Here is a 21,478-nt window from a genome sequence, read left to right as displayed (position 1 = left end):
TAAAAGTGACCGATCTTACCAAACTCTCCATTGCTGATGCCCGCACCGCTCTTTCCAACAAAGAGTTCAGTGCCGTTGAATTGACCGATGCTTATTTGAGCGCGATTGATGGCGCCAATGATAAAATCAACGCTTATGTGAGCGTGACACCAGACCTTGCTAAAGCCCAAGCCAAAGCAAGCGACGAGAAAATCGCTGGCGGAAACGCTGGTGCACTGGAAGGCATTCCGCTCGGTATCAAAGATTTGTTTTGTACCAAGGGCGAGCATAGCCAAGCCTGTAGTCACATTCTCAATGACTTTAAGCCGAATTACGAATCCACCATCACGCAGAACCTGTTTGATGATGGCGCGGTGATGCTTGGCAAACTCAACATGGATGAGTTTGCGATGGGGTCATCCAATGAAACGTCTTACTATGGTGCAGTAACAAACCCGTGGCGCAAGAAAGATGACACAACGGCCCTCGTGCCGGGTGGTTCATCTGGTGGTTCTGCGGCAGCGGTTGCAGGCTTCATGTGCGCTGGTGCGACAGCAACTGATACGGGCGGTTCTATTCGCCAACCAGCAGCCTTTACGGGCACAGTCGGCATCAAGCCTACTTATGGCCGTTGTTCGCGCTGGGGTGTTGTGGCGTTTGCTTCATCACTCGACCAAGCAGGCCCAATTGCCCGCACAAACCGTGATGCCGCGATTTTGCTGAAATCAATGGCAAGCGTTGATAAGAAAGACACCACAAGTGTTGATCTTCCTGTGCCGGATTATGAAAGCGCAATCGGCAAATCTGTTAAAGGCCTCAAGATCGGCATTCCAAAAGAATACCGCATGGACGGCATGGACGGTCAAATTGATGCGCTATGGCAGCAAGGTATTGATTGGCTGAAAGAGGCGGGCGCTGAGATTGTTGATATTTCTCTGCCGCACACAAAATACGCATTGCCAGCTTATTATATTGTGGCACCAGCTGAAGCGTCCTCAAATCTTGCCCGTTATGATGGCGTGAAATACGGCCTTCGTGTTGATGGCAATGACATCACCGACATGTACGAACAAACCCGCGCGGCAGGCTTCGGCAAAGAAGTTCAACGCCGCATCATGATCGGCACCTATGTGCTTTCTGCTGGCTACTATGACGCCTATTACCTACGCGCTCAAAAAGTCCGCACGCTGATTAAGCAAGACTTCGACCAGACGTTTAATGCAGGTGTGGATGCGATCCTAACACCCGCAACACCAACGCCTGCGTTCCCGATAGGCGACGAAGAAATGGCGGCTGATCCAGTCAAAATGTTCTTAAACGACATCTTCACGGTAACAGTGAACATGGCGGGTCTTCCAGGTATCTCTGTGCCAGCCGGCTTATCATCAAGCGGCTTGCCCCTCGGCCTCCAATTAATCGGTCGTCCGTTTGATGAAGAAACCTTGTTCCAACTCGGCCAAGTAATCGAAGACGCCGCAGGCACATACCAGCCGGAGAAATGGTGGTAGGCTTTGCTTACATATCCAAACGGAGATGACCCAATGACCGAACGACTCAAAACACCTGCTGAATGTGAAACCCGCGAAGATGTGCGTTATGAGATTGACCGGATAGACACCGCCGTCGTTGAGCTTTTGGCTGAACGTTGGGGCTACGTGGACCGTATTTGGCAGATTAAGAACAATGCAGCTGAGGCAACCGTGCCATGGCGCATTCAGGCCGTGATCGATAATGTTCGTGAAAAAGCAGATAAGGCTGGAATGCCGCCTGATCTTGCCGAAGCGTTATGGCGTCAAATCATCGGCTGGGGCATCCAGTATGAAGAAGAAAAAATGAATGAGCGCGACGGCGAGGCATAAGGTCCTTAAAACGCGTAAATCCGAAATGAACAAGACAACGATATTCTAAAGAGCACACTCATGAGCCTGATTGATACACGTACGCCCGATCCGCAAAAATTCATTAAAGGCGCCACTGGCGACTGGGAAATTGTTATGGGCCTTGAGGTTCATGCTCAGGTCTCATCTGAAGCGAAGCTGTTTTCTGGCTCTTCAACACAGTTTGGTGGCGAGCAGAACAATCATGTTTCCTTCGTTGATGCAGCCATGCCCGGCATGTTGCCAGTGATCAACCAAGAATGTGTGCGCCAAGCAGTGCGTACTGGATTGGGTCTTAAAGCTCAGATCAACAATTACTCGGTGTTTGACCGTAAAAACTATTTCTATCCAGATTTGCCGCAGGGTTATCAAATCTCCCAGTTCAAACAGCCAATCGTGGGCGAGGGCATCATTTACCTCGACATGAAAGACGGAGAGCGTGTTGAGATTGGCGTGGAGCGTCTGCACCTTGAGCAAGATGCTGGTAAATCCATGCACGACCAACACCCAACCATGTCGTTCGTTGACTTAAACCGTTCTGGCGTGGCGTTGATGGAGATTGTCTCTAAGCCTGACCTTCGCTCATCAGAAGAAGCGCGCACCTATCTAACGAAACTTCGGGCGATCCTGCGTTACCTCGGTACGTGCGATGGTAATATGGAGCAAGGCTCAATGCGGGCAGACATCAACGTGTCTGTACGCAAACCGGGCGGAGAGTTTGGTACACGTTGTGAGATCAAAAACGTCAACTCCATGCGCTTTGCTGTTGCGGCTATCGAATATGAAGCCCGCCGCCAAATCGCAATCCTCGAAGACGGTGGCGAGATCGACCAAGAAACGCGGCTTTATGATAGCGTGAAGGGCGAAACTCGCTCTATGCGCTCAAAAGAAGAAGCGCATGATTATCGCTATTTCCCAGACCCTGATTTGCTGCCGCTTGAATTTGATCAAGCATTCGTCGATGAGATCGCCTCTGACTTGCCAGAGCTGCCAGATGAAAAACGGGCGCGCTTTATAGATAAGCTAGGTCTTACTCCTTATGACGCTGGTGTTTTGGTCGCAGAAAAAGAAACCTCAGACTTCTTTGAACAAGTAACCAATGGCCGCGATGCGAAGCTTGCTGCCAACTGGGTGATCAATGACCTTCTAGGCGCGCTCAACAAAGACAGCCGCTCAATTGAAGACACGCCCGTTTCCGCAGAACAGCTCGGCGGTATTATCGACCTTATCAAAGAAGGCACAATTTCCGGCAAGATCGCGAAAGATGTGTTTGAAATAGTCTATAATGAAGGCGGCGACCCTGCAGCCATCGTTGAAGAACGCGGCATGAAGCAGGTGACGGATACGGGTGCGATTGAAGCAGCCGTTGATGAAGTCATCGCGGCCAACCCTGAAAAGGTCGAGCAAGCCAAAGAAAAGCCACAGCTACTTGGTTGGTTCGTCGGTCAGGTGATGAAAGCCACCCAAGGCAAAGCCAACCCACAAGCGGTGAACGAAATTCTTCGGTCAAAAATCGGTATTGAGTAAGTGGATCAGGAAAAAAGCGATAAGTCTTTTTTCACGAGCTTTACCGGTGTCCTGCTACTAATTGTCAGTTACGGCATTGTCCACAGCACCATGCGGCTTTTTGCAACGTGGAATTTGGGCGAGAATGATCCTGTTAGCCTGCTTAAGGTGCAGACGTTTGATTTTCTCGTGCAGTCTGGGGCGCATCCTTTTGATGTTTTGGCCTTTGGTCTCACTGAGGTTCTGGGCGAAAATGCACTGGTCTTCCAAATTCTGCGTTACGGCTTGCTCGCGATTGCATTGCTTTTCGTTTTCCTTGTTAGCCACCGAGTTTCAAGAAGTGGCGTGTGGGCTTTGCTCACAGTTGGAGCTTATGGGCTGATTTATCAAATCAGCTGGCGATTGCATGAAGGCTTCACTTATCCGCTGATCACGATGGTTGCTGTTGCTGGCACATTTTGGGCGTTTGGTAGAGCAGGGCTAGCATTGGTCAATGGCCTGTGGCTCACACTGTTCATTGGGCTTGGTTTGCTCAGTGGCCTATGGTTCTGGGTCTTCTTGCCAGCACTTGCCATCGGCGCGCTCTTTACATGGTCCAAACATGCAGCACTTCCGCGTCTCATTGTCTTGGGTGGTGGTTTGCTTGCTGTTGCCCTTATCGTAAATTTTGCAATCACCAACGAATGGCCTGTTTATGAAAGCCTATTCAGCGGTGCGGGCAATGCTGTTTTGAAATCGCTCGCCTATCTTTCGCCATTGCTGCCTATTTTGGTGCTGTTGTTTATGCCTGAGTTTTTTACAATCGTAGAAGGTGAGCGCAAAGAGATAACCATCATTCGCATTTCGACCATCGTGATCATCGGCGCTTTGTTGATAGCAGGTGCGGTGATGGGTGTTACTGACTATTCAGAGCGCTCATTGATGCCTGTGCTTTTTCTAACGCCGATCTGGCTCTTGGACAGACTTCGTCGTGGTTTCCCATCGGATCGACGCATTAAGCTCTTCGCGTTTTTATGCCTCAGCCTCATGATGGTGGCCTTTGTGAGCCGCGCTGCCAATTTTTATGTTCTCGATCCGGTTTGTAACCGCTGTTATTTCGGCATTCCATTTAAAGGTCTGTCAGAAGAACTAGCCAAGCGGTTTGATGTAAAGCCTCATTACCGCGTAGTAACGCCTGATCCTCGCATCGGCGGTCATTTGGTAGCTTATTGGCCTGCTGATGAAAAACCCTTGGTTTTTGCGGGTTCAAATAAGTTGAACCTATCTGAAGGTCCGCGACCAACTATTGCTGTTTGGCCTGTTCGCAATAATACAGAGATCGCAGCTTATGATAGGAGAGTGATTGATTGGTTGAAACAGCTTGGCGTGGATGACGCTGAAGCCCGCCGCGCTTTACGTCATAAGAATGTCATTACTGTTGGTTGGCCGCATAAATGGCGAGAGCACGGCTATCGCTCGAGCCGTTGGGTCGCGACGCGTCTTTATCGCAAGAAGCCTTAAGCTCCATAGAAAATGATAAGCGCAAAGAAAAACCGCCCCAAAATGGAGCGGTTCTTATTGTTGCTAATCTTCCCAGAAATTACTTTGCTCGGGAGAACTTTGCAGATTGGCAAAGCAGGCCCGCACTTGTTAGGCAGCCTTTCATGCTCAACTTGTTCCCTTTTAGAGTTGCAAAGCCGTTATAGGTTTTGCCTTTCTTAGGGCTATAAATGCTGCCAGACCATTTGCCATTGCCAGCAGGTTTGAGGTTTTTCGAAATGGTGGCTCCAACAAGGTTGCGGCTTCTTAGTGACGCATTCTCGTTTTTTGTATCTTTGCGCGGCGTTTTAAGCCAAACGATTTTGCTGCAAAAGCTGCTGCCGCATTTAGAAATTCTGATTTTTGATTTTCCGTCAGATCTGTTCCATGTGCCTTCAATCCCTGCCGCAAAGCTTGGCATTGTGGTGGCTAGCAGTGCTAGGGCTGCAAATCCAGTTACTAATTTGGTCATTGTGTTCTCCTCCTTAAGCGGTTTTTAGGGCTTCATGCACCGCTCTTGACGTTAACGTAAGCAATAAAAATACATTTGAAAACGTCCCGTAACGTCAGAAATTGGCACTTTTTTTGAAGTATTTTTTTAGAAATTAAATTTTGCAATTTGAATCGTCCTTAAGGAAACCTTTCTACAAAATTGAATCCTTTCTTAAATTTCGATTCAAAACCCATAGAATCCGCCATCTAAATATGAATCCAAAATGAATCTGAATCATTCGTTTTTAATCGATTCAGATTTGATTCAGCTTATCATTTAACTCGGTTTTTAGTCACACCGCTCAAACTGTATTCATCAACGCAGAAAAATCTGCACGACGAACAACAAGTTTGAACAGGAACATTAATTATGGCTCGTTTTGAATTAGACAGCGCGGAACTTTCGACAATCGGCGGTCGCGCCCTTTCACCAGAAGTATTCTTTGAACTCGGCATGATGTATTCATGCGGACGTGATGTTGAGATCAATTTGGTCGCAGCGCACAAATGGTTCAACCTTGCTGCAATGGCTGGCAGTGAAGAAGCAAAAGAATATCGTACAGAGATTTCATCTGAGATGACTAAAGCTGAAAAAGCTAAAGCGCTCAAATCTGCACGCAACTACATGAACCTACACTAAGTCCGGCTTTTACTTTAAAAGCCGGATTCGGTCACTCTTTGATTGGCCGGATCTCATTTGTCGCGTTAAAGCGCGTCAATGAGGCATGTGTAGGCGCATGTTGCGCCACATCTCACGATAAGCTTTGTTTGAGCTCTTCTAGCTCCAACCAACGCGTCTCTGCTTTATCAAGTAGAGCTTGTCGTCCTTCCAACGCCTTTGAATATTTTTCAAACGTGGCTGGATCACGACTATAAAGATCGGGATCACTCAGCGCTGTATTGAGTTTTTCCATATCCCGTTCCAATTTTGCAATTTCATCTGGAAGCGTCTTTAGTGCGTGTTCTTCTTTGTACGAAAGCTTTGCTTTAGAAGCTTTTGATGGCTGCTGTGCTTTGTCCTCAAGCTTTGACCGTGCCACCTTCTTCGCAATGCCAGCATCCGCATCTTTCACGCCGTACCCACGCTGCGAAACCATGTCGCTATAGCCACCGGGATAGGAGAGCCATTTGCCGTTTTGCTCATAAGCGATGGTAGATGTTGCCACCCGATCAATGAAATCACGATCGTGGCTTACAATAATTACCGTTCCTTCAAAATTACTCAGCAATTCTTGCAAGAGATCGAGTGTTTCAAGGTCAAGGTCATTCGTCGGCTCATCAAGCACCATCAAATTAGAGGGCTGGGAGAGGGCGCGGGCCAGCATGACGCGGCCACGTTCGCCACCAGAAAGCGCATGGATTGGCGTGTTCGCTTGTTCTGGCCGAAAGAGAAAGTCTTTCATATAGCTCATAACATGCTTAGTCGCGCCGCCAACCGTGACGGTATCGCCTGTGCCTTGGGTCAGTGAATCTTTCAAGCTCCAATCAGGTGAAAGCGAAGAGCGTTGTTGGTCAAGTGTCGCTGTTTCCAGATTGCTACCGAGTTTGATTGTGCCTGTATCAGGCGTTAGTTCGCCCAATATCAGCTTCAATAAGGTGGTTTTACCCGCGCCATTGGGACCAACGACGCCAATACGTTCACCGCGCGCGATGCGAATGGAAAAGTCGTCGACGATCTTTTTGTCGCCAAAGGACTTTGAAAGTCCATGCGCTTCCACAACCAGCTTGCCAGAGGCATCGGCTGATGTAGCTTCCATGGAAATGTCATCGCGCTGGTTGCTTCTGCGCTTTTCAGCGTGTTCGGCGCGTAGGCTGTGAAGATCACCAAGACGGCGCACATTGCGTTTTCGCCGCGCTGTCACGCCGTAACGAAGCCAATCTTCTTCCGCAACGATTTTCTGCTTTAGTTTCTGGAGGTTGCGGTCTTCTTCTTCAAAGAATTTGTCACGCCATTCCTCAAAGCCATCAAAGCCTTGCGGAATTTTGTGCGTAACACCGCGATCTAGCCAAACGGTGCCTTTTGACAAAGCGCTTAAGAAGGCGCGGTCATGGCTGATGAGAACAAGCGCTGATTTCGTGCTCTTCAATTCCTCTTCCAGCCATTCAATGGCAGGCAAGTCGAGGTGGTTGGTTGGCTCATCAAGCAGCAATACGTCTGGCTCTGGTGCAAGTGCACGGCAAAGGGCAGCACGTCTGCTTTCTCCGCCTGATAGATTGACGGGTTCGCGATCACCATCAATTTTCAACGCATCAAGAAGGTAATCGACACGGTAAGGGTCGTCGCTCTCGTTTAATCCCGCCATGGCATAATCGCGGATGGTCGCGAAGGCTGAAAGGTCAGGTTCTTGCGGTAAATATCGAATCGTTGTGCCCGGTTGAACGAAACGCTCGCCGCCGTCGGCGGTAATTTCACCCGCTACGATTTTCAAGAATGTCGATTTACCTGAGCCATTACGGCCGACAAGGCATAAGCGCTCGCGTTCGAATACGGTAAGTTCCGCTCCGGTTAAAAGCGGCGAACCGCCAAAGGTAAGCGTGGTTTCTTTAAGGTGTATCAGTGGTGGTGGCATAGGACTAAACGGTTCTCAATTTTACGCTTCTTATCAGAAAAAATCACAAAAGGGTCACTTAGCGGATTCTTTTCTTGGTGATCTCCGTTTCCGTGCTAGGCTGTTTGCAACTTGAAATCAAATCTGTGCCGTTTCAAAGGCATATGGTGATGAATAGCATTGGTCTGGCACCGTTTACCGTGTGCCGCAATAGCTGACCGCCACGCAATTTTGACACGGCACGTCGGAGCATCGACGTGGCAAATTTTGATGGCGAGGATTCTGGCTCTTCTGGGTCCGGGTCCACTGACGCCGATACATCAAAACAGCAAGAAGGCGTAAAGCGTAAGCGTCGTCGGCGGGGTAGGCGTGGCAAAAGAGGCCAAGGCAATACCACGCAAAATGCAAACGCTGCACAGCCTAATTCTCAATCTGCTTCAGTCAATACAGACAGTCATGGCGGTGACCAATCATCGCAGCCTGTCGTTGGCCATCCACAGACGGATGATAATGTAAGCGCTCCGAAAGGGCGTAGCAAACGCCGTCGAGGACCTTGGGGCCACCGCAAGCCGCGCGAAAAGCAAGCCGATACTTCTGTCGCCAGCAATGCACCATCACAACGACCACAAGCAAAGCCTAACAACGATAGAAGCACCAATTTTAGAGATCGGCCTGCTTATGCAGCCCTAGATCTCGGCACCAACAATTGTCGTCTGCTGGTTGCTGTTCCCAACGGCCCCGCGTTTAGGGTAGTCGATGCGTTTTCTCGTATTGTGCGGTTGGGCGAAGGCATTGCGCACACGGGCAAGCTTTCTGATGAGGCGATGGACCGCGCTGTTGATGCGTTGAAGGTTTGCGCTGGTAAGCTGAAAAATAGAAACATCAAGCGTTTTCGCCTAATTGCAACAGAAGCATGTCGGGTTGCCGAAAATGGTGAGGCATTCATAAACCGAGTACGCGAAGAAGCAGGCCTTGAGCTTGAAATCGTTGATCGTGAAACCGAGGCTAGGCTAGCGGTTGCTGGGTGTTCTTCGCTGGTGGACAGAAGTGCGGATGGTGCCATTCTTTTTGATATTGGTGGCGGTTCTTCTGAACTTGTTTGGCTGGATCTGAAATCTGGAAAACGGCGTGGCGGTGACCTTTCTAAATTAATCCGCACGTGGACATCTTTGCCAGTGGGTGTCGTCAATATCTCAGAACGTCATGGTGGCGTGCGTGTGACGCCTGAGAGTTTTGAAGGCATGGTTCATGAAGTTATGGGCATGCTTGATGATTTCCCTGAGGCTGACGCTCTTTCGCAAATGGTGAGTGAGGGCCGTGTCCATATGCTGGGAACGTCTGGCACGGTCACTACACTTGCAGGCGTTCATCTTGGCCTCGAGTTTTATGATCGACGCAAGGTTGATGGTATTTGGATGTCGTCAGATGAAGTGTCAGACATGACCCAACGATTGTTGGATATGCCATTTGAAGAGCGCGAACAAAACGCCTGTATAGGCAAAGACCGCGCTGATTTGGTGCTGGCAGGCTGTGCTATCTTAGAAGCATTGCGCCGAAAATGGCCTTGTTCGCGCTTGCGTGTTGCTGACCGTGGTCTGCGTGAAGGCATCTTATATGAGCTCATGAATAAAGACGGTGTCTTGCGAACATCTCAAAGGCCGCGTAATGGAGGGGCACGAAAACCCAATCCACGCCATCGACCAAGAGGTAACAAGCCGTGACAAATGGATCTAAAACTGGAAGCGGCCGTCGCTCTTCAGGAAGTGGTTCTAAAGATGGTACGCGTTCAACCGCTGGCCGTAACCTGCATGTGCGCGTGAAAACGGCCAAGAAGCGGTCCAATTCTTCGGCTCAATGGTTGGAACGTCAGCTCAATGATCCCTATGTGGCGCAAGCACGGCGCGATGGCTATCGTTCACGCGCGGCTTATAAGCTTATTGAAATTGATGAAAAGCACAAATTGCTTCGCAGTGGGATGCGGATCGTTGATCTAGGTGCCGCACCAGGCGGGTGGAGCCAAATTGCGGCCAAACGCCTTGGATCAAACAGTGACAACCCGCTGGTCGTCGGCATTGATTATCTGGATGTTGATCCAATACCAGGCGTTGCGCTTTTGAAAATGGATTTTCTTGATGATGAAGCGCCGGATGCTTTGATGCAGGCCATTGGCGGGCGTAAACCTGATCTTGTGATGTCGGATATGGCCGCGCCAACAACAGGTCACAAACAGACAGATCATATTCGTACCTTGCACCTATGCGAAGTAGCCTTTGATTTTGCTAAAGAAAATCTGGCGCCGGGTGGTGATTTCTTGGCAAAAGTGTTTCGCGGCGGCACCGAGCAAACGCTTTTAAAAGACCTCAAAGCGAACTTTGAAAAAATCTATCACATCAAACCACCAGCAAGCCGGAAAGAATCGCCTGAACTTTATGTTCTGGCAAAAGGATTTAAAGGGTAGACAAACCTAAGTTTCCCCTTTGCACATTGAAAAAGGCATGGTAGGGACACCCGTCAACAGCCACTAGGTTTTGCCTGCTTGTTTACTCCCAAAAACAAGCGCAACCTGAAGCACGATGGAGTTGACGATGGCCGAAATTTTAACCCATGTAACTGGTAATGAAGCACTCACATTTGATGATGTGTTGTTGCAACCGGGTCGTTCAGAAGTGATGCCCGCAGATGCAAACATTGCCTCGCGCCTCACAAAGACGATCGAACTCAATCTTCCAATTGTTTCATCCGCGATGGATACGGTAACTGAAGCAGGATTAGCGATTGCCATGGCGCAAGCAGGTGGCATTGGTGTTATTCACCGTAATCTCGATGTTGAAGAACAAGCCAATCAAGTCGCGCGGGTTAAAAAATTCGAATCCGGCATGGTGGTCAATCCTTTGACCGTTGGTCCCGAGGCCACGTTGCAAGAAGCGTTAGACCTCATGTCTGAAAATAAAATTTCAGGTATTCCAGTGGTTGAAGAGGGCGGCGCTGTTCCAGGTCGTTTGGTCGGTATTTTGACAAACCGCGATGTGCGTTTTGCCTCAGACCCAGCTCAAAAAGTCTATGAGCTAATGACCCGCGAGAATCTCGTGACAGTGACCGAAGGCGCAACCCACGAAGAAGCCAAGCGTTTACTGCACCAACACCGCATCGAAAAATTGCTTGTGGTTGATAATGATTATAAATGCGTTGGCTTGATCACAGTAAAAGACATCGAGAAATCAAAGCTCAATCCAAATGCCTGTAAGGACGAAGAAGGCCGTTTGCGTGTTGCTGCTGCCACTACCGTTGGCGATAAAGGCTTTGGACGTGCAGAAGCATTAATCGACGCAGGCGTTGATGTGGTTGTTGTTGATACAGCCCACGGTCACTCGGTGCATGTTTCAGATGTGGTAAGCCGCATCAAGAAACTTTCAAACAGCGTTCAAGTAATTGCGGGCAATGTGGCAACAGCTGAAGCCACCAAGTCGCTGATTGATGCTGGTGCTGATGGCATTAAAGTTGGTATCGGGCCAGGTTCAATTTGTACCACGCGTGTTGTCGCAGGCGTTGGTATGCCGCAACTTACCGCCATTATGGAATGTGCGGAAGAGGGTGCAAAAAGTGGCACGCCGATCATCGCAGATGGTGGCATCAAATATTCTGGCGACATTGCCAAAGCCATTGCAGGTGGCGGTTCGGTCGTAATGGTTGGTTCAATGCTTGCTGGCACTGAAGAAAGTCCGGGTGAAGTTTATCTGCACCAAGGCCGTTCTTATAAATCCTATCGCGGTATGGGTTCAGTTGGCGCAATGGCGCGTGGATCAGCGGACCGCTATTTCCAATCGGAAGTCACCAACACGCTTAAACTCGTGCCAGAAGGCATTGAGGGGCAGGTGCCTTACAAAGGGCCAGTTGCAAACATTTTGCACCAAATGTCTGGTGGTCTTCGCGCGGCGATGGGCTATGTAGGTGCTGCAGATATTGTGGACTTACAAGCCAAAGCTAAGTTCATCCGCATATCAAGTGCTGGCCTTCGCGAAAGCCATCCGCATGACGTTCAAATCACGCGCGAAAGCCCGAACTATCACGGCGGCAGCTAAGCTATGAAGCAAGCGCTGATCTTTTGGCCGATGTTTACTCATGCGGCCTTGGTTTTTGTGCTTTATATGGAGCTTGGCAGAAGACGGGCGATTTCTGCGAAGAACAAGGAAATCAACCTTCGTGATTTTAAGGTGTTGAAGCCTGAATCTGACAATGACTATTGCGCTGTTGCCGCGCGTGCTGTAGCGAACAATTTCGAGATGCCGGTGCTGTTTCATGCAGCATCCCTTGCGCTGTTTTCAATTGGCGCGGTAACTCAGACTGCCCTCGTAATTGCGTGGGTTTTTATCATCGGCAGGCTCGTCCAAGCGGCGATCTTGCTCACTTACAATAATGTTTATCATCGAGCAGCTGGCTTTTTCACAAGCGTGTTTGCAACGATGGCACTTTGGGGCTTAGTCGCCCTGCAACTTATGACGGCGATTTAATATGCGACTTGGTGGGCGAATAGAAGCAGCGATTGCGGTGATTGAAGAAGTTGAAAACAACAAACGTCCGATTTCGGAAGCCTTGCGCGATTGGGGTAATGCCCACCGCTTTGCAGGCTCTGGTGACCGTGCGGCCATTGGTAATCTTGTTTATGATGTGTTTCGTAAGCGCCGCTCTTTGGCATGGCGCATGGATGATGAAAGCGCGTCGTCGCTTGTTCATGCGGCTTTGTTTGATGGCTGGGATTTGACGCCCGAAAGCCTTGCCGAAACATTGAAAGACGACAAATTCGCTCCGCCGCCAATCAGCGAGGAGCGCATTGCTGCTTTTAAATCGAGAGACATCAAAGATGCGCCAGAAGCTGTGCAAGCAGATTTGCCTGATTGGTTAGCTGAAATCTTTGAAGAAACATATGAAGAAGAATGGATCAAAGAAGGCCAAGCCTTCACAAAGCGTCCATCGCTTGATGTGCGTGTGAATACGCTGAAAGCAACGAGTGAGAAAGTGGCAAATGCCCTTTCAAAAACCAATGCAAAGCCAACAAATATTGCGCGTAATGGCTTGCGTATTGAGCCGGGTCGGGGCGCAAAGCGCTTGCCGAACATTCAGGCGGAAGAAGGCTACAAAAAAGGTTGGTTTGAAATTCAAGATGAAGGCAGCCAAATTGCCTCAGACCTCATTTATGGTCGCGCAGGTGATCAGGTGCTAGATTTTTGTGCGGGCGCTGGCGGCAAAACGCTCGCCCTTTCCATGATCATGGAAAACAAGGGACAAATTCACGCCTTTGATGCGAATAAACAACGCCTTGCGCCAATCTACGACCGCATCAACCGCGCAGGTTGCCGCAATGTACAAGTTCATGCACCAGAAGGTGAGGGCGGCGTTGATGGTCTGACCTCGTTAGTTGGCCGTATGGACCGCGTTCTCGTTGATGCGCCGTGTACTGGAACAGGCACTTGGCGCCGTCATCCAGAATCAAAATGGAAACTAAGACCGGAAGCAGTTGAACGACGGGTTGAAGAGCAAGAAGCCGTTCTTGAAGAAGCCGCACAATATGTGAAGCTTGGCGGGTTCTTGGTTTATGTTACGTGCTCAATTCTCCCACAAGAAAATGAGCTGCAATTGCTGAAATTTGCAGAAACCAACCCAGAGTTTGAAATCGTCTCGGTTGGGGAAGTTTGGCAAGACCTGTTTGGTTTTGAAAAACCACAGCCTTGGTCGGCTGATCTCAACTCGATTACGCTCACACCAGCAGCCACAAATACCGACGGTTTTTTCATCGGTGTATTGTGTCGCGCTGACTAGAGAGGCGCGTTAACCTTTTCCTCACCACGCCTTTCAACAACTTGCTTACCACGCTTAATAACCGAAGGATAACTGTCCTATGGCATGGTGTGTAAATGCTTGAGGCATTACTCGCGTTTTGAGTGATGTCATCAAGAAACCATTTACGAAAAATGGTGGCAATGAACCCGCAAACGGGTCTTAGTTAGGAGTAGCGTTATGATGAAGCAAAAGACAAATGGTCTCTCACTTTGGTTGTTTTCAACAGTCGTACTGTTGAATTTTTTCATTCTTATCACCCTGAGTGATTATTTGATGAAATAGGCTAGTAAACACAGACCATGAAATGACCCGATTGTGCGGTCGTTTCGTTGGTTTGATACGTTATTTGGCAGATTTTTTCACCTAACATCTGTATTTTGGGCATATCAGCTATGTTAAGCTGCAAGCCTTCTTGTCATGCGCGGTGTGATGGATTAATCACCCAACATGACACAGACATCTTCTCCCGATACCATCCTTATTGTCGATTTCGGTTCGCAGGTCACACAGTTGATCGCGCGGCGCGTGCGTGAAGCAGGCGTTTATTGCGAAATCATTCCTTTTCAATCTGCCGAAGCAGGGTTTCACCGCTTAAAACCAAAGGGCGTGATCCTTTCTGGCGGTCCAGCCTCCACTGGTGATATTGATAGCCCACGTGCGCCTCAGGTGATCTTTGACAGTGGCTTGCCGGTTCTTGGCATTTGCTATGGTCAAATGACACTTTGCGTTCAAATGGGCGGTGAGGCGGAAAGTTCCGATCATCGCGAATTTGGTCGTGCAGAAGTGACAGTTAAAAAAGACTGCGCGCTTTTTGATGGCGTTTGGGAAAAGGGCGGTTCACACCAAGTGTGGATGAGCCACGGCGACCGTGTGAATGCTTTGCCTGATGGCTTCGAGGTTATGGCCGCTTCCGAAAACGCGCCTTTTGCGGCTTTCGGCAATGAGGCAATCAATTACTACGGTCTCATGTTCCACCCTGAAGTGGTACACACACTGGATGGCGCGAAGCTCTTGTCTAACTTCGTTCTTGGCGTGTGTGGTTGCACAGGCAGCTGGACTATGGGCGCTTACCGCGAGCAAGCAGTTCAAGCGATCCGTGATCAAGTGGGCGACAAGAAGGTCATTTGCGGCCTTTCAGGCGGCGTAGACAGTGCTGTTGCAGCTGTATTGATCCATGAAGCGATCGGCGATCAGCTGACGTGCATCTTCGTTGATCACGGCCTTATGCGTATGGATGAAGGTGAAGAGGTTGTTTCTCTCTTCCGTGGTCATTTCAATATTCCGCTTGTGCATGTGGATGCCGCTGATCTGTTCATTGGACAGTTAGAAGGCGAAGCAGACCCTGAAACGAAGCGCAAAACTATTGGCCGCTTGTTCATCGAGGTGTTTGAAGCGGAAGCCAAGAAGCTCGGCGGGGCAGACTTCCTTGCCCAAGGCACGCTTTATCCAGATGTGATTGAGAGCGTCTCCTTTACTGGCGGCCCATCGGTCACAATCAAATCACACCACAATGTTGGTGGTCTCCCCGAGCGCATGAATATGGAGCTTGTGGAGCCTTTGCGCGAACTCTTCAAAGATGAAGTGCGCGATCTTGGTCGTGAACTTGGTATCCCTGATCATTTCGTTGGACGTCATCCTTTCCCAGGGCCAGGTCTTGCGATCCGTTGTCCAGGTGGCATCTCGCGCGACAAGCTCGACATTCTTCGCCAAGCAGACGCGATCTATCTTGATGAAATCAAGAAGGCTGGCCTTTACGATGAAATTTGGCAGGCCTTTGCCGTGCTTCTCCCAGTCCAGACTGTTGGCGTGATGGGTGATGGCCGCACGTATGAATTCGTTTGCGCATTGCGTGCTGTCACGTCAGTCGACGGTATGACCGCAGATTTTTATCATTATGATATGAACTTCCTAAGCCGTGCTGCGACGCGCATCATCAATGAAGTGAAGGGCATCAACCGAATAGTGTATGATGTCACCAGCAAACCACCGGGAACGATTGAGTGGGAATAGGCTAACACCTTTCCCATCCCCATCTCGGTGGAATAAACGAGGAGGGATTGGTTTTGACCACATCGACATTCATTGCTGCCTGCATTCAAAACTCCGCAACGAGCGATGGTGATCATAATATTGATGTTGCATCACGTCTTATCCGGCAGGCCGCAAAAGACGGCGCGACCTTCATTGCAACGGCTGAATATTTTTCTGGTCTGACAACGCAGAACGGCCTGTTTATGCCTGCCGCTTTTGTGGAAGAAGGCCATCCCGTGCTTACAGCATTTTCCGCCTTGGCAGCAGAGTTGGAATGCTGGTTGTTGCTTGGTTCTATTGGTGTTTTAACGGCTGACGGGCGCATCAATAATCGTTCTTGCATGATTGGGCCAGATGGGCAGCTGGTTGTTTCCTACGATAAAATCCATCTTTTCGATGTGAATTTAAACGGCGTAGCCTATCGAGAATCCGCGACCATTGCAGCAGGCGGTCAAACTGTCATAGCCGAAACGCCCTTTGCCAATATCGGCCTCTCGATCTGTTATGACCTGCGCTTTGGTGCGCTTTATCGATCATTGGCTCAACAGGGCGCAGATATTCTCGCAACACCAGCCGCTTTTACAAAAGTAACCGGTGAAGCCCATTGGCACGTATTACAACGCGCCCGCGCGATTGAGAACGGCGCCTTTGTTATCGCGCCATGCCAATACGGTGAGATAGAAGGCGGCGGCGCCTGTTATGGCCATTCGCTTATTGTCGATCCATGGGGCGCTGTGCTGGCAGATGGCGGCGAGGGCGAGGGCGTTGTTATGGCTGAGATCGACATGGCAAAAGTGCAAGAAGCGCGGCGACGTATACCTTCGCTTACGCATGATGTCGATTTTTCGGTGTAGTGGTCAGTAAAATATGATGGCGGGGGGGATTAATCGCCAATAAGATCACGGCGCGCTAGGTCCATGTGCAGGTTTAACGCGTCAATTGCTGCATTGATGTCCCGTGCTTTTAACGCATCCAATATTTGGCGATGGTGGCCGTTATATTCACGTACTTTTTGTGGCGTTAGAACCGACTTACGCGCCGCTTGCCATTGCGAATGGGTGCGCACTTCATTGATCTGATTATAGAGCTGCAAAATCAGCGGGTTGCCCGACGCAATAGCGACAGACTGGTGAAAATCTGAATCAAGTTGGGTAAACAGCGCATTGTCGGTTTCGCTGGCTTCAAGAGAAACGAGGATTTTTTCCAAATTCTCCATATCGCGGGCAGTTGCGTGGATAACCGCGAGGCGAAGCATCTGGCGTTCAAAGCCAATACGGGCGTCGATTAGTTGGATTGGACTAATTTCGCCAACAACCTTCTCAATATCGTTTTCTTCGACGATATGAGTCACAAAGGTTCCGCTTCCCACTTTGCGTGAGACCATACCGTCTACCTCTAACGTATCCAGCGCTTTCCTGATTGTGGTTCGAGAAGCGTCATACATTTCAGATAGTTCGCGCTCAGATGGTAATTGGTCACCATTCGTAAACCGCCCAGAACCAATTGCATGCCGAATTTTATCAGCAATAGATCTAGATCCTTGTAGGTTTCGATTTTCCAAATACTCAACGTTCATAAGAAATCGCTTTGATTACCTTCTATTTATTCTGTTTTTATATAAGAAAACTGTTTAATATCAGCGGCTTAGATTGCCAGAAGGGGGGGAGGTTGAACGAGTTTCCTTACCCTATAGATAGTCCGAGTGATTAAATTTTGCAAGTTTGCATAGGAAATGGGCAGGCTAAGTTGTGGATTGAATGCACATTTTTTGAGGTATTGCTTAGGTCTTTAGCACTTGTCTCATTTTCCCTATTGTCAAAATTGGTATGGTATTGGTATAGTAATGGTTATTATTGGATTGAGGAGGGAGAGTTCATAAATGGCAACGGATTTAGAGCGGTTTGTTGAGGCTAAGGGTCGCGACGAAAAAGTAAAAGAAGTGCGTGAGATGATCGACAAGCTTGGCGTCGAGTATCTCTATCTGCAATTCGTCTCTGTCACCGGCAAAATCATGGGTAAGGGCATCCCTGCGGATCACTGGGAGAGCGTCGCTCAAAAGGGCTTCCAGCTCGTCTATGGCGCGACCATGAACTTGTTCCTCAACCGTGCTGGCGAATATATGGGCTATGGTCCAGAGGCTGCTGAGTTGGTTGGCATTCCTGAACCTGAAACATTTATGCAGCTACCGTGGGCACCAAAAATTGGTCGGTTCTATTGTACGCTCTTCCGTAACCGTGAAGAGAAGGAAGATCCAGGTGGGTATCTAACATCGGATAGTCGCGGAAACCTTCGCCGCCTTCATGAGAAATTCCAAGAAAAACATGGCACACAGCTACGCATCGGCACAGAGCCGGAAATGATGTGGTTGAAGTTCAACGAGGATGGCAAGCCAGAAGATGGTTTCTCCAAACCTTATTGCTATCACATTGACCAGTTTGAAAGCCTTCGCCCTGTCACAATGAAGGTAATGGAATACACCCGCAAAATGGGCCTCGATATGATCCAAGGTGATCACGAAGATGCGCCGGGTCAATTGGAACTCAACTGGATGTTTGATGACGTGTTGCGCAATGCGGACCGTTTGACCACATACCGCCAGATTTGTGCGCAAGTGGCGCGTGAGTTCGGTATCTTTGCTTGCTTTATGACAAAACCATTCATGGGCGTGTCTGCGTCTGGTTGTCACCATAATATGTCTTTATGGCGTGGGGGCGAGGACCAGTTTGTTCGCACGGGCAACGATCCAGACAATCTGCCAGGCATGCGCGACAACTACATGTATGTGAAAGGTGGCGAGAACACCTTCATGCCGGATGATGATGATCCACAAATGCCAGGTGCAGAAGGCCTTCGTGCCATCGGCGGCGTTGTGCATCACTTGCAAGCGTTGACCGCGATTGGTTGTTCAACAGTGAACTCATACCGTCGTTTGTGGGATACAGGCTTTTGGGCGCCGGTCTTTGCTGACTGGGGTTTCCAAAACCGCACGACAGGTCTTCGCGTTTCTGCACCGGGCCGTTTTGAGTATCGCTCCGTCGATTCAATGGTGAACCCTTATCTCATGGGCTCAACTCTATTGGCTGCCATGGATGATGGCATTGATAACAATCTTGATCCAGGCGCACCAGAAGAGCGTAACATTTACGAAGCTATTAAAGAGGGCAAAGAAGTGAAGAAGCTTCCAATGTCTCTCGGTGAAGCGTTGGTTCACCTCGAGCATAGCGAAGTCGTAAGACGCGGTATGCCGGGCGAAATGTACCGCCTCTACAATGAATATAAGTCAGACGAACATGCTCGCTCCATGTCCACTGTGACTGATTGGGACAAAGAAACTTATATGGAATGCTTGCCGTAAGCAGCAAGCAAACTCCAAAAATAATTAAAGAATTCCGGCAGGGATTGTCCTGCCGGCAAACTAGTCAACAGGAGAAATGTGCCCATGTGCGGAATAGCAGGGCTGATCCACCGAAAAGGGTCAAGCAATGTTGGTCAAGAAATGACCAACATGCTGCAGGCGCTAAAACATCGAGGGCCGGATTCAACCGGGTTCGCGGTCTATGGTGAGCCAGAAGAAAATACATTCATTTTGCGCTTTAAGGTCGCTGAGCAAGAAGATCTCGCGAAGTCCTTAAAAATGGGCGACGAGATTGTGAAGCGTAAAGCAGCAGTCGACGAAACTTTGAAAGCGCTTGGCGTCGTTGTCAAAGAATTAGCAGAAGCGACGGAGTACGCTTATCGCTACGAAATTCAATATGACGGCGACATGCAAAAAATGGCTGATCATGTGGAAGACATTGATGGGGCTGAAATCCTGTCAGTTGGTTCTGCATTGGAGCTGATCAAAGACTTGGGTGATGCAAGCGTTGTTTCAGAGGCTTATGGTCTTGATAACTTCACTGGCACACATGCCATCGGTCACACACGCATGGCGACTGAATCAGACGTGGATATTCGCTCGGCGCACCCATATTGGGCGTACCCATATAGCGATATTGCCGTGGTTCATAACGGCCAGATCACAAACTACTGGTTGATGCGTCGCCAGTTGGAGCGTGAAGGGCAGCGTTTTGTTTCCAATTGTGATTCAGAACTGTTGGCCGTTTACACAGCGGTGAACCTTGAAAAAGGTCTATCACTGGAAGAAAGCCTGACTAAATCCATCGACGAGATCGACGGTGTATTCACGTACCTCGTGACCACCAAAGACCAACTCGGCATGGCAAAAGACTCAATGGCGGCTAAGCCAATGGTTCTTTATGAGAGCGATGACATGGTGGCCCTTGCTTCTGAAGAAGTCGCAATCCGCGCCATTATTCCACACGAAATTGACACTTGGGATCCGTATGATGAGGAGGTCCGCGTATGGCAGGCGTAGAAACATCCCACGAGATGGGACTGCACACGGAACCGCTTAAGGGCCGTGATATTAAAACAATGTTCTCTCTGGATAACGAAGGCACCTATGCCTATGCGTTTGCTCCAGATGTGGACTTTAACAAACGGAGTTCGGTTGATTGCGAAGGCAAAGAAGCGACCGAAATCAATCTCGAAATTCGTGAACTGATTAAAACAGGTCACGGCACCATTGTGCTTGAGAATCCAGGTGCGAAACATTCAATTATCGTCGGCATTCTGCATCGCATGAATTTCATCGTGAATGGATCGCTTGGTTACTTTGGCTGCGGTCTTCTTGATGGCCCATCGGTGCGCATCAATGGTCGTGTTGGTTGGTCATTCGGTGAAAACATGATGGCTGGCGTTTGCGTTGTTGAGAAAAACGCAGGCTCTACCTTCGGCGCAGCCATTCGTGGTGGGGATCTTGTTTGCAAAGGCTCAGTGGGTTCTCGTACAGGCATCGACCAAAAGGGTGGCACCATCCTTGTGGGCGGCGACACGGGCGCGTTCTCAGGCTTTATGATGCAACGGGGCCGCATGGTTGTCTGTGGTAATGCAGGCAAAAACCTTGGCGACAGCATGTATGACGGCACCATTTATGTTGGCGGCGAAATCCGCGATCTTGGTGTTGATGCTATTCCAGCAGAACTGACGGACCTTGATAAAGCTTGGCTCACCAGAAAGCTCACTCAATATGAGATGATGCCAGAAAAAGGTGTCGATCACTTCACTAAGATCGTCGCAGGTAAGCAACTTTGGTCATACGACAACCTCGAACCATCAGAGAAGAAGCTGGTCCTCTAAAGGGCTAAGCATTCATGTTTAGGAGCATATCATGCTAGATAAATCAAAACAGGAAACTGGCTTCTCGAAACTTCAAGAAGAAGAGAAATATCGTCTGGGTTCCAGCTCGGTTTTCACACCGGAAGTCGTCAATGACATCCACATTAAGTCAGAACTTGGCCGCTATCGTATGCGCGGTTTCTCATTGTTCAAGAAAATCCCACACTGGGATGATCTCACATTCTTGCCGGGCACGTTGACCCGCTTCGTGATTGAAGGTTACCGCGAGAAGTGTTTGACAAAAACAGTGATTGGCCCACGCGCTAAGCGACCAATCGAATTGGATATTCCAATTTATATTACAGGTATGAGCTTCGGCGCTTTGTCGTTCGAAGCCAAAACGGCGCTGGCACGTGGTGCTACCATGGCAGGTTCTGCAACCTGTTCGGGTGAGGGGGGAATGATCCCGGACGAGCGCCGTTACTCTTCAAAATGGTTCTACCAGTGTATTCA

General features: G+C 49.3%; 19 protein-coding genes. 16 read left to right on the top strand and 3 right to left on the bottom strand.

All coding sequences use genetic code 11. The annotated features are described in order from the left end of the window. Nucleotides 1-5: 5 nt before the first annotated feature. The 4 genes from gatA to ABJO30_10450 are packed head-to-tail and all read left to right on the top strand — an operon-like array spanning nucleotide 6 to nucleotide 4,862. The gene (gene gatA / locus ABJO30_10465; protein ID MEP3233239.1) at nucleotides 6-1,487 is read left to right on the top strand and encodes an Asp-tRNA(Asn)/Glu-tRNA(Gln) amidotransferase subunit GatA; all 1,482 of its coding nucleotides are present in this window, start codon (nucleotides 6-8) and stop codon (nucleotides 1,485-1,487) included. 33 nt (nucleotides 1,488-1,520) lie between these two features. Continuing rightward, a complete protein-coding gene (locus tag ABJO30_10460; protein MEP3233238.1) occupies nucleotides 1,521-1,838 on the top strand; it encodes a chorismate mutase in 318 nt (105 codons plus the stop codon). Nucleotides 1,839-1,898: 60 nt separating this feature from the next. Continuing rightward, a complete protein-coding gene (gene gatB / locus ABJO30_10455; GenBank protein ID MEP3233237.1) occupies nucleotides 1,899-3,383 on the top strand; it encodes an Asp-tRNA(Asn)/Glu-tRNA(Gln) amidotransferase subunit GatB in 1,485 nt (494 codons plus the stop codon). Continuing rightward, nucleotides 3,384-4,862, top strand: coding sequence for a hypothetical protein (locus ABJO30_10450; GenBank protein ID MEP3233236.1), 1,479 nt, complete (start codon nucleotides 3,384-3,386; stop codon nucleotides 4,860-4,862). 79 nt (nucleotides 4,863-4,941) lie between these two features. Here ABJO30_10450 and ABJO30_10445 read toward each other — a convergent pair whose 3' ends face one another. After that, nucleotides 4,942-5,352: a DUF2147 domain-containing protein gene (locus ABJO30_10445; protein ID MEP3233235.1), complete on the bottom strand. Its 411-nt coding sequence runs from the start codon at nucleotides 5,350-5,352 to the stop codon at nucleotides 4,942-4,944. A 390-nt stretch (nucleotides 5,353-5,742) separates the two neighbouring features. Here ABJO30_10445 and ABJO30_10440 point away from each other — a divergent pair, with 390 nt between their 5' ends. Continuing rightward, nucleotides 5,743-6,012 carry a sel1 repeat family protein gene (locus ABJO30_10440; GenBank protein ID MEP3233234.1) on the top strand — a complete coding sequence of 90 codons (270 nt, stop codon included), beginning with the start codon at nucleotides 5,743-5,745 and terminating at the stop codon, nucleotides 6,010-6,012. Between the two features lie 112 nt (nucleotides 6,013-6,124). Here ABJO30_10440 and ABJO30_10435 read toward each other — a convergent pair whose 3' ends face one another. After that, entirely contained in the window at nucleotides 6,125-7,942 is a 1,818-nt protein-coding gene (locus ABJO30_10435) for an ATP-binding cassette domain-containing protein (GenBank protein ID MEP3233233.1), read from the bottom strand. Between the two features lie 236 nt (nucleotides 7,943-8,178). Between ABJO30_10435 and ABJO30_10430 the strand changes: the two genes are divergently transcribed. From ABJO30_10430 to ABJO30_10400, 7 genes are all read left to right on the top strand, one after another. Continuing rightward, nucleotides 8,179-9,642, top strand: a complete 1,464-nt coding sequence (locus tag ABJO30_10430) for a Ppx/GppA phosphatase family protein (GenBank protein ID MEP3233232.1) — start codon at nucleotides 8,179-8,181, stop codon at nucleotides 9,640-9,642. An 83-nt stretch (nucleotides 9,643-9,725) separates the two neighbouring features. Continuing rightward, on the top strand, nucleotides 9,726-10,379 hold the full coding sequence (locus tag ABJO30_10425) for an RlmE family RNA methyltransferase (GenBank protein ID MEP3233231.1): 654 nt from the start codon (nucleotides 9,726-9,728) through the stop codon (nucleotides 10,377-10,379). A gap of 127 nt (nucleotides 10,380-10,506) precedes the next feature. Beyond that, on the top strand, nucleotides 10,507-12,000 hold the full coding sequence (gene guaB, locus ABJO30_10420; protein ID MEP3233230.1) for an IMP dehydrogenase: 1,494 nt from the start codon (nucleotides 10,507-10,509) through the stop codon (nucleotides 11,998-12,000). 3 nt (nucleotides 12,001-12,003) lie between these two features. After that, nucleotides 12,004-12,429 (top strand): MAPEG family protein, encoded by a 426-nt coding sequence (locus ABJO30_10415; GenBank protein MEP3233229.1) that lies wholly within the window; start codon nucleotides 12,004-12,006, stop codon nucleotides 12,427-12,429. A gap of 1 nt (nucleotide 12,430) precedes the next feature. Continuing rightward, on the top strand, nucleotides 12,431-13,735 hold the full coding sequence (locus tag ABJO30_10410; protein MEP3233228.1) for an RsmB/NOP family class I SAM-dependent RNA methyltransferase: 1,305 nt from the start codon (nucleotides 12,431-12,433) through the stop codon (nucleotides 13,733-13,735). Nucleotides 13,736-14,203: 468 nt separating this feature from the next. Then, nucleotides 14,204-15,766, top strand: a complete 1,563-nt coding sequence (gene guaA, locus ABJO30_10405) for a glutamine-hydrolyzing GMP synthase (protein ID MEP3233227.1) — start codon at nucleotides 14,204-14,206, stop codon at nucleotides 15,764-15,766. A 53-nt stretch (nucleotides 15,767-15,819) separates the two neighbouring features. After that, a complete protein-coding gene (locus tag ABJO30_10400) occupies nucleotides 15,820-16,641 on the top strand; it encodes a carbon-nitrogen hydrolase family protein (GenBank protein MEP3233226.1) in 822 nt (273 codons plus the stop codon). A 29-nt stretch (nucleotides 16,642-16,670) separates the two neighbouring features. On the opposite strand, the gene ABJO30_10395 is transcribed toward ABJO30_10400, so the two are convergent. After that, nucleotides 16,671-17,363, bottom strand: a complete 693-nt coding sequence (locus ABJO30_10395; protein MEP3233225.1) for a FadR/GntR family transcriptional regulator — start codon at nucleotides 17,361-17,363, stop codon at nucleotides 16,671-16,673. Between the two features lie 303 nt (nucleotides 17,364-17,666). Between ABJO30_10395 and ABJO30_10390 the strand changes: the two genes are divergently transcribed. The 4 genes from ABJO30_10390 to ABJO30_10375 form a co-directional block, all read left to right on the top strand. Continuing rightward, nucleotides 17,667-19,142 carry a glutamine synthetase family protein gene (locus ABJO30_10390; protein ID MEP3233224.1) on the top strand — a complete coding sequence of 492 codons (1,476 nt, stop codon included), beginning with the start codon at nucleotides 17,667-17,669 and terminating at the stop codon, nucleotides 19,140-19,142. Between the two features lie 84 nt (nucleotides 19,143-19,226). Further along, complete coding sequence (locus ABJO30_10385; GenBank protein MEP3233223.1) at nucleotides 19,227-20,162, top strand: glutamine amidotransferase; 936 nt, start codon at nucleotides 19,227-19,229, stop codon at nucleotides 20,160-20,162. Further along, nucleotides 20,150-20,986: a GXGXG motif-containing protein gene (locus ABJO30_10380; protein ID MEP3233222.1), complete on the top strand. Its 837-nt coding sequence runs from the start codon at nucleotides 20,150-20,152 to the stop codon at nucleotides 20,984-20,986. Before ABJO30_10385 ends, ABJO30_10380 begins: the two co-directional genes overlap by 13 nt. Before the next feature lie 31 nt (nucleotides 20,987-21,017). Then, nucleotides 21,018-21,478, top strand: a 461-nt coding sequence (locus ABJO30_10375) for a glutamate synthase-related protein (GenBank protein ID MEP3233221.1), incomplete at its 3' end; no start/stop codon positions are given.

It is taken from the genome of Hyphomicrobiales bacterium, assembly GCA_039973685.1.
Taxonomy (GTDB): domain Bacteria; phylum Pseudomonadota; class Alphaproteobacteria; order Rhizobiales; family JACESI01; genus JACESI01.
This window is presented reverse-complemented; position numbering and strand designations above follow the sequence as displayed.

What these genes read in the sequence shown, in the direction of transcription:
- ABJO30_10460 (MEP3233238.1), top strand. Translation starts at nt 1,521, where the DNA reads ATGACCGAACGACTCAAAACACCTGCTGAATGTGAAACCCGCGAAGAT.
- gatB (MEP3233237.1), top strand. Translation starts at nt 1,899, where the DNA reads ATGAGCCTGATTGATACACGTACGCCCGATCCGCAAAAATTCATTAAA.
- ABJO30_10445 (MEP3233235.1), bottom strand. Translation starts at nt 5,352, where the DNA reads ATGACCAAATTAGTAACTGGATTTGCAGCCCTAGCACTGCTAGCCACC.
- ABJO30_10440 (MEP3233234.1), top strand. Translation starts at nt 5,743, where the DNA reads ATGGCTCGTTTTGAATTAGACAGCGCGGAACTTTCGACAATCGGCGGT.
- ABJO30_10435 (MEP3233233.1), bottom strand. Translation starts at nt 7,942, where the DNA reads ATGCCACCACCACTGATACACCTTAAAGAAACCACGCTTACCTTTGGC.
- guaB (MEP3233230.1), top strand. Translation starts at nt 10,507, where the DNA reads ATGGCCGAAATTTTAACCCATGTAACTGGTAATGAAGCACTCACATTT.
- ABJO30_10415 (MEP3233229.1), top strand. Translation starts at nt 12,004, where the DNA reads ATGAAGCAAGCGCTGATCTTTTGGCCGATGTTTACTCATGCGGCCTTG.
- ABJO30_10410 (MEP3233228.1), top strand. Translation starts at nt 12,431, where the DNA reads ATGCGACTTGGTGGGCGAATAGAAGCAGCGATTGCGGTGATTGAAGAA.
- guaA (MEP3233227.1), top strand. Translation starts at nt 14,204, where the DNA reads ATGACACAGACATCTTCTCCCGATACCATCCTTATTGTCGATTTCGGT.
- ABJO30_10395 (MEP3233225.1), bottom strand. Translation starts at nt 17,363, where the DNA reads ATGAACGTTGAGTATTTGGAAAATCGAAACCTACAAGGATCTAGATCT.
- ABJO30_10390 (MEP3233224.1), top strand. Translation starts at nt 17,667, where the DNA reads ATGGCAACGGATTTAGAGCGGTTTGTTGAGGCTAAGGGTCGCGACGAA.
- ABJO30_10385 (MEP3233223.1), top strand. Translation starts at nt 19,227, where the DNA reads ATGTGCGGAATAGCAGGGCTGATCCACCGAAAAGGGTCAAGCAATGTT.
- ABJO30_10380 (MEP3233222.1), top strand. Translation starts at nt 20,150, where the DNA reads ATGGCAGGCGTAGAAACATCCCACGAGATGGGACTGCACACGGAACCG.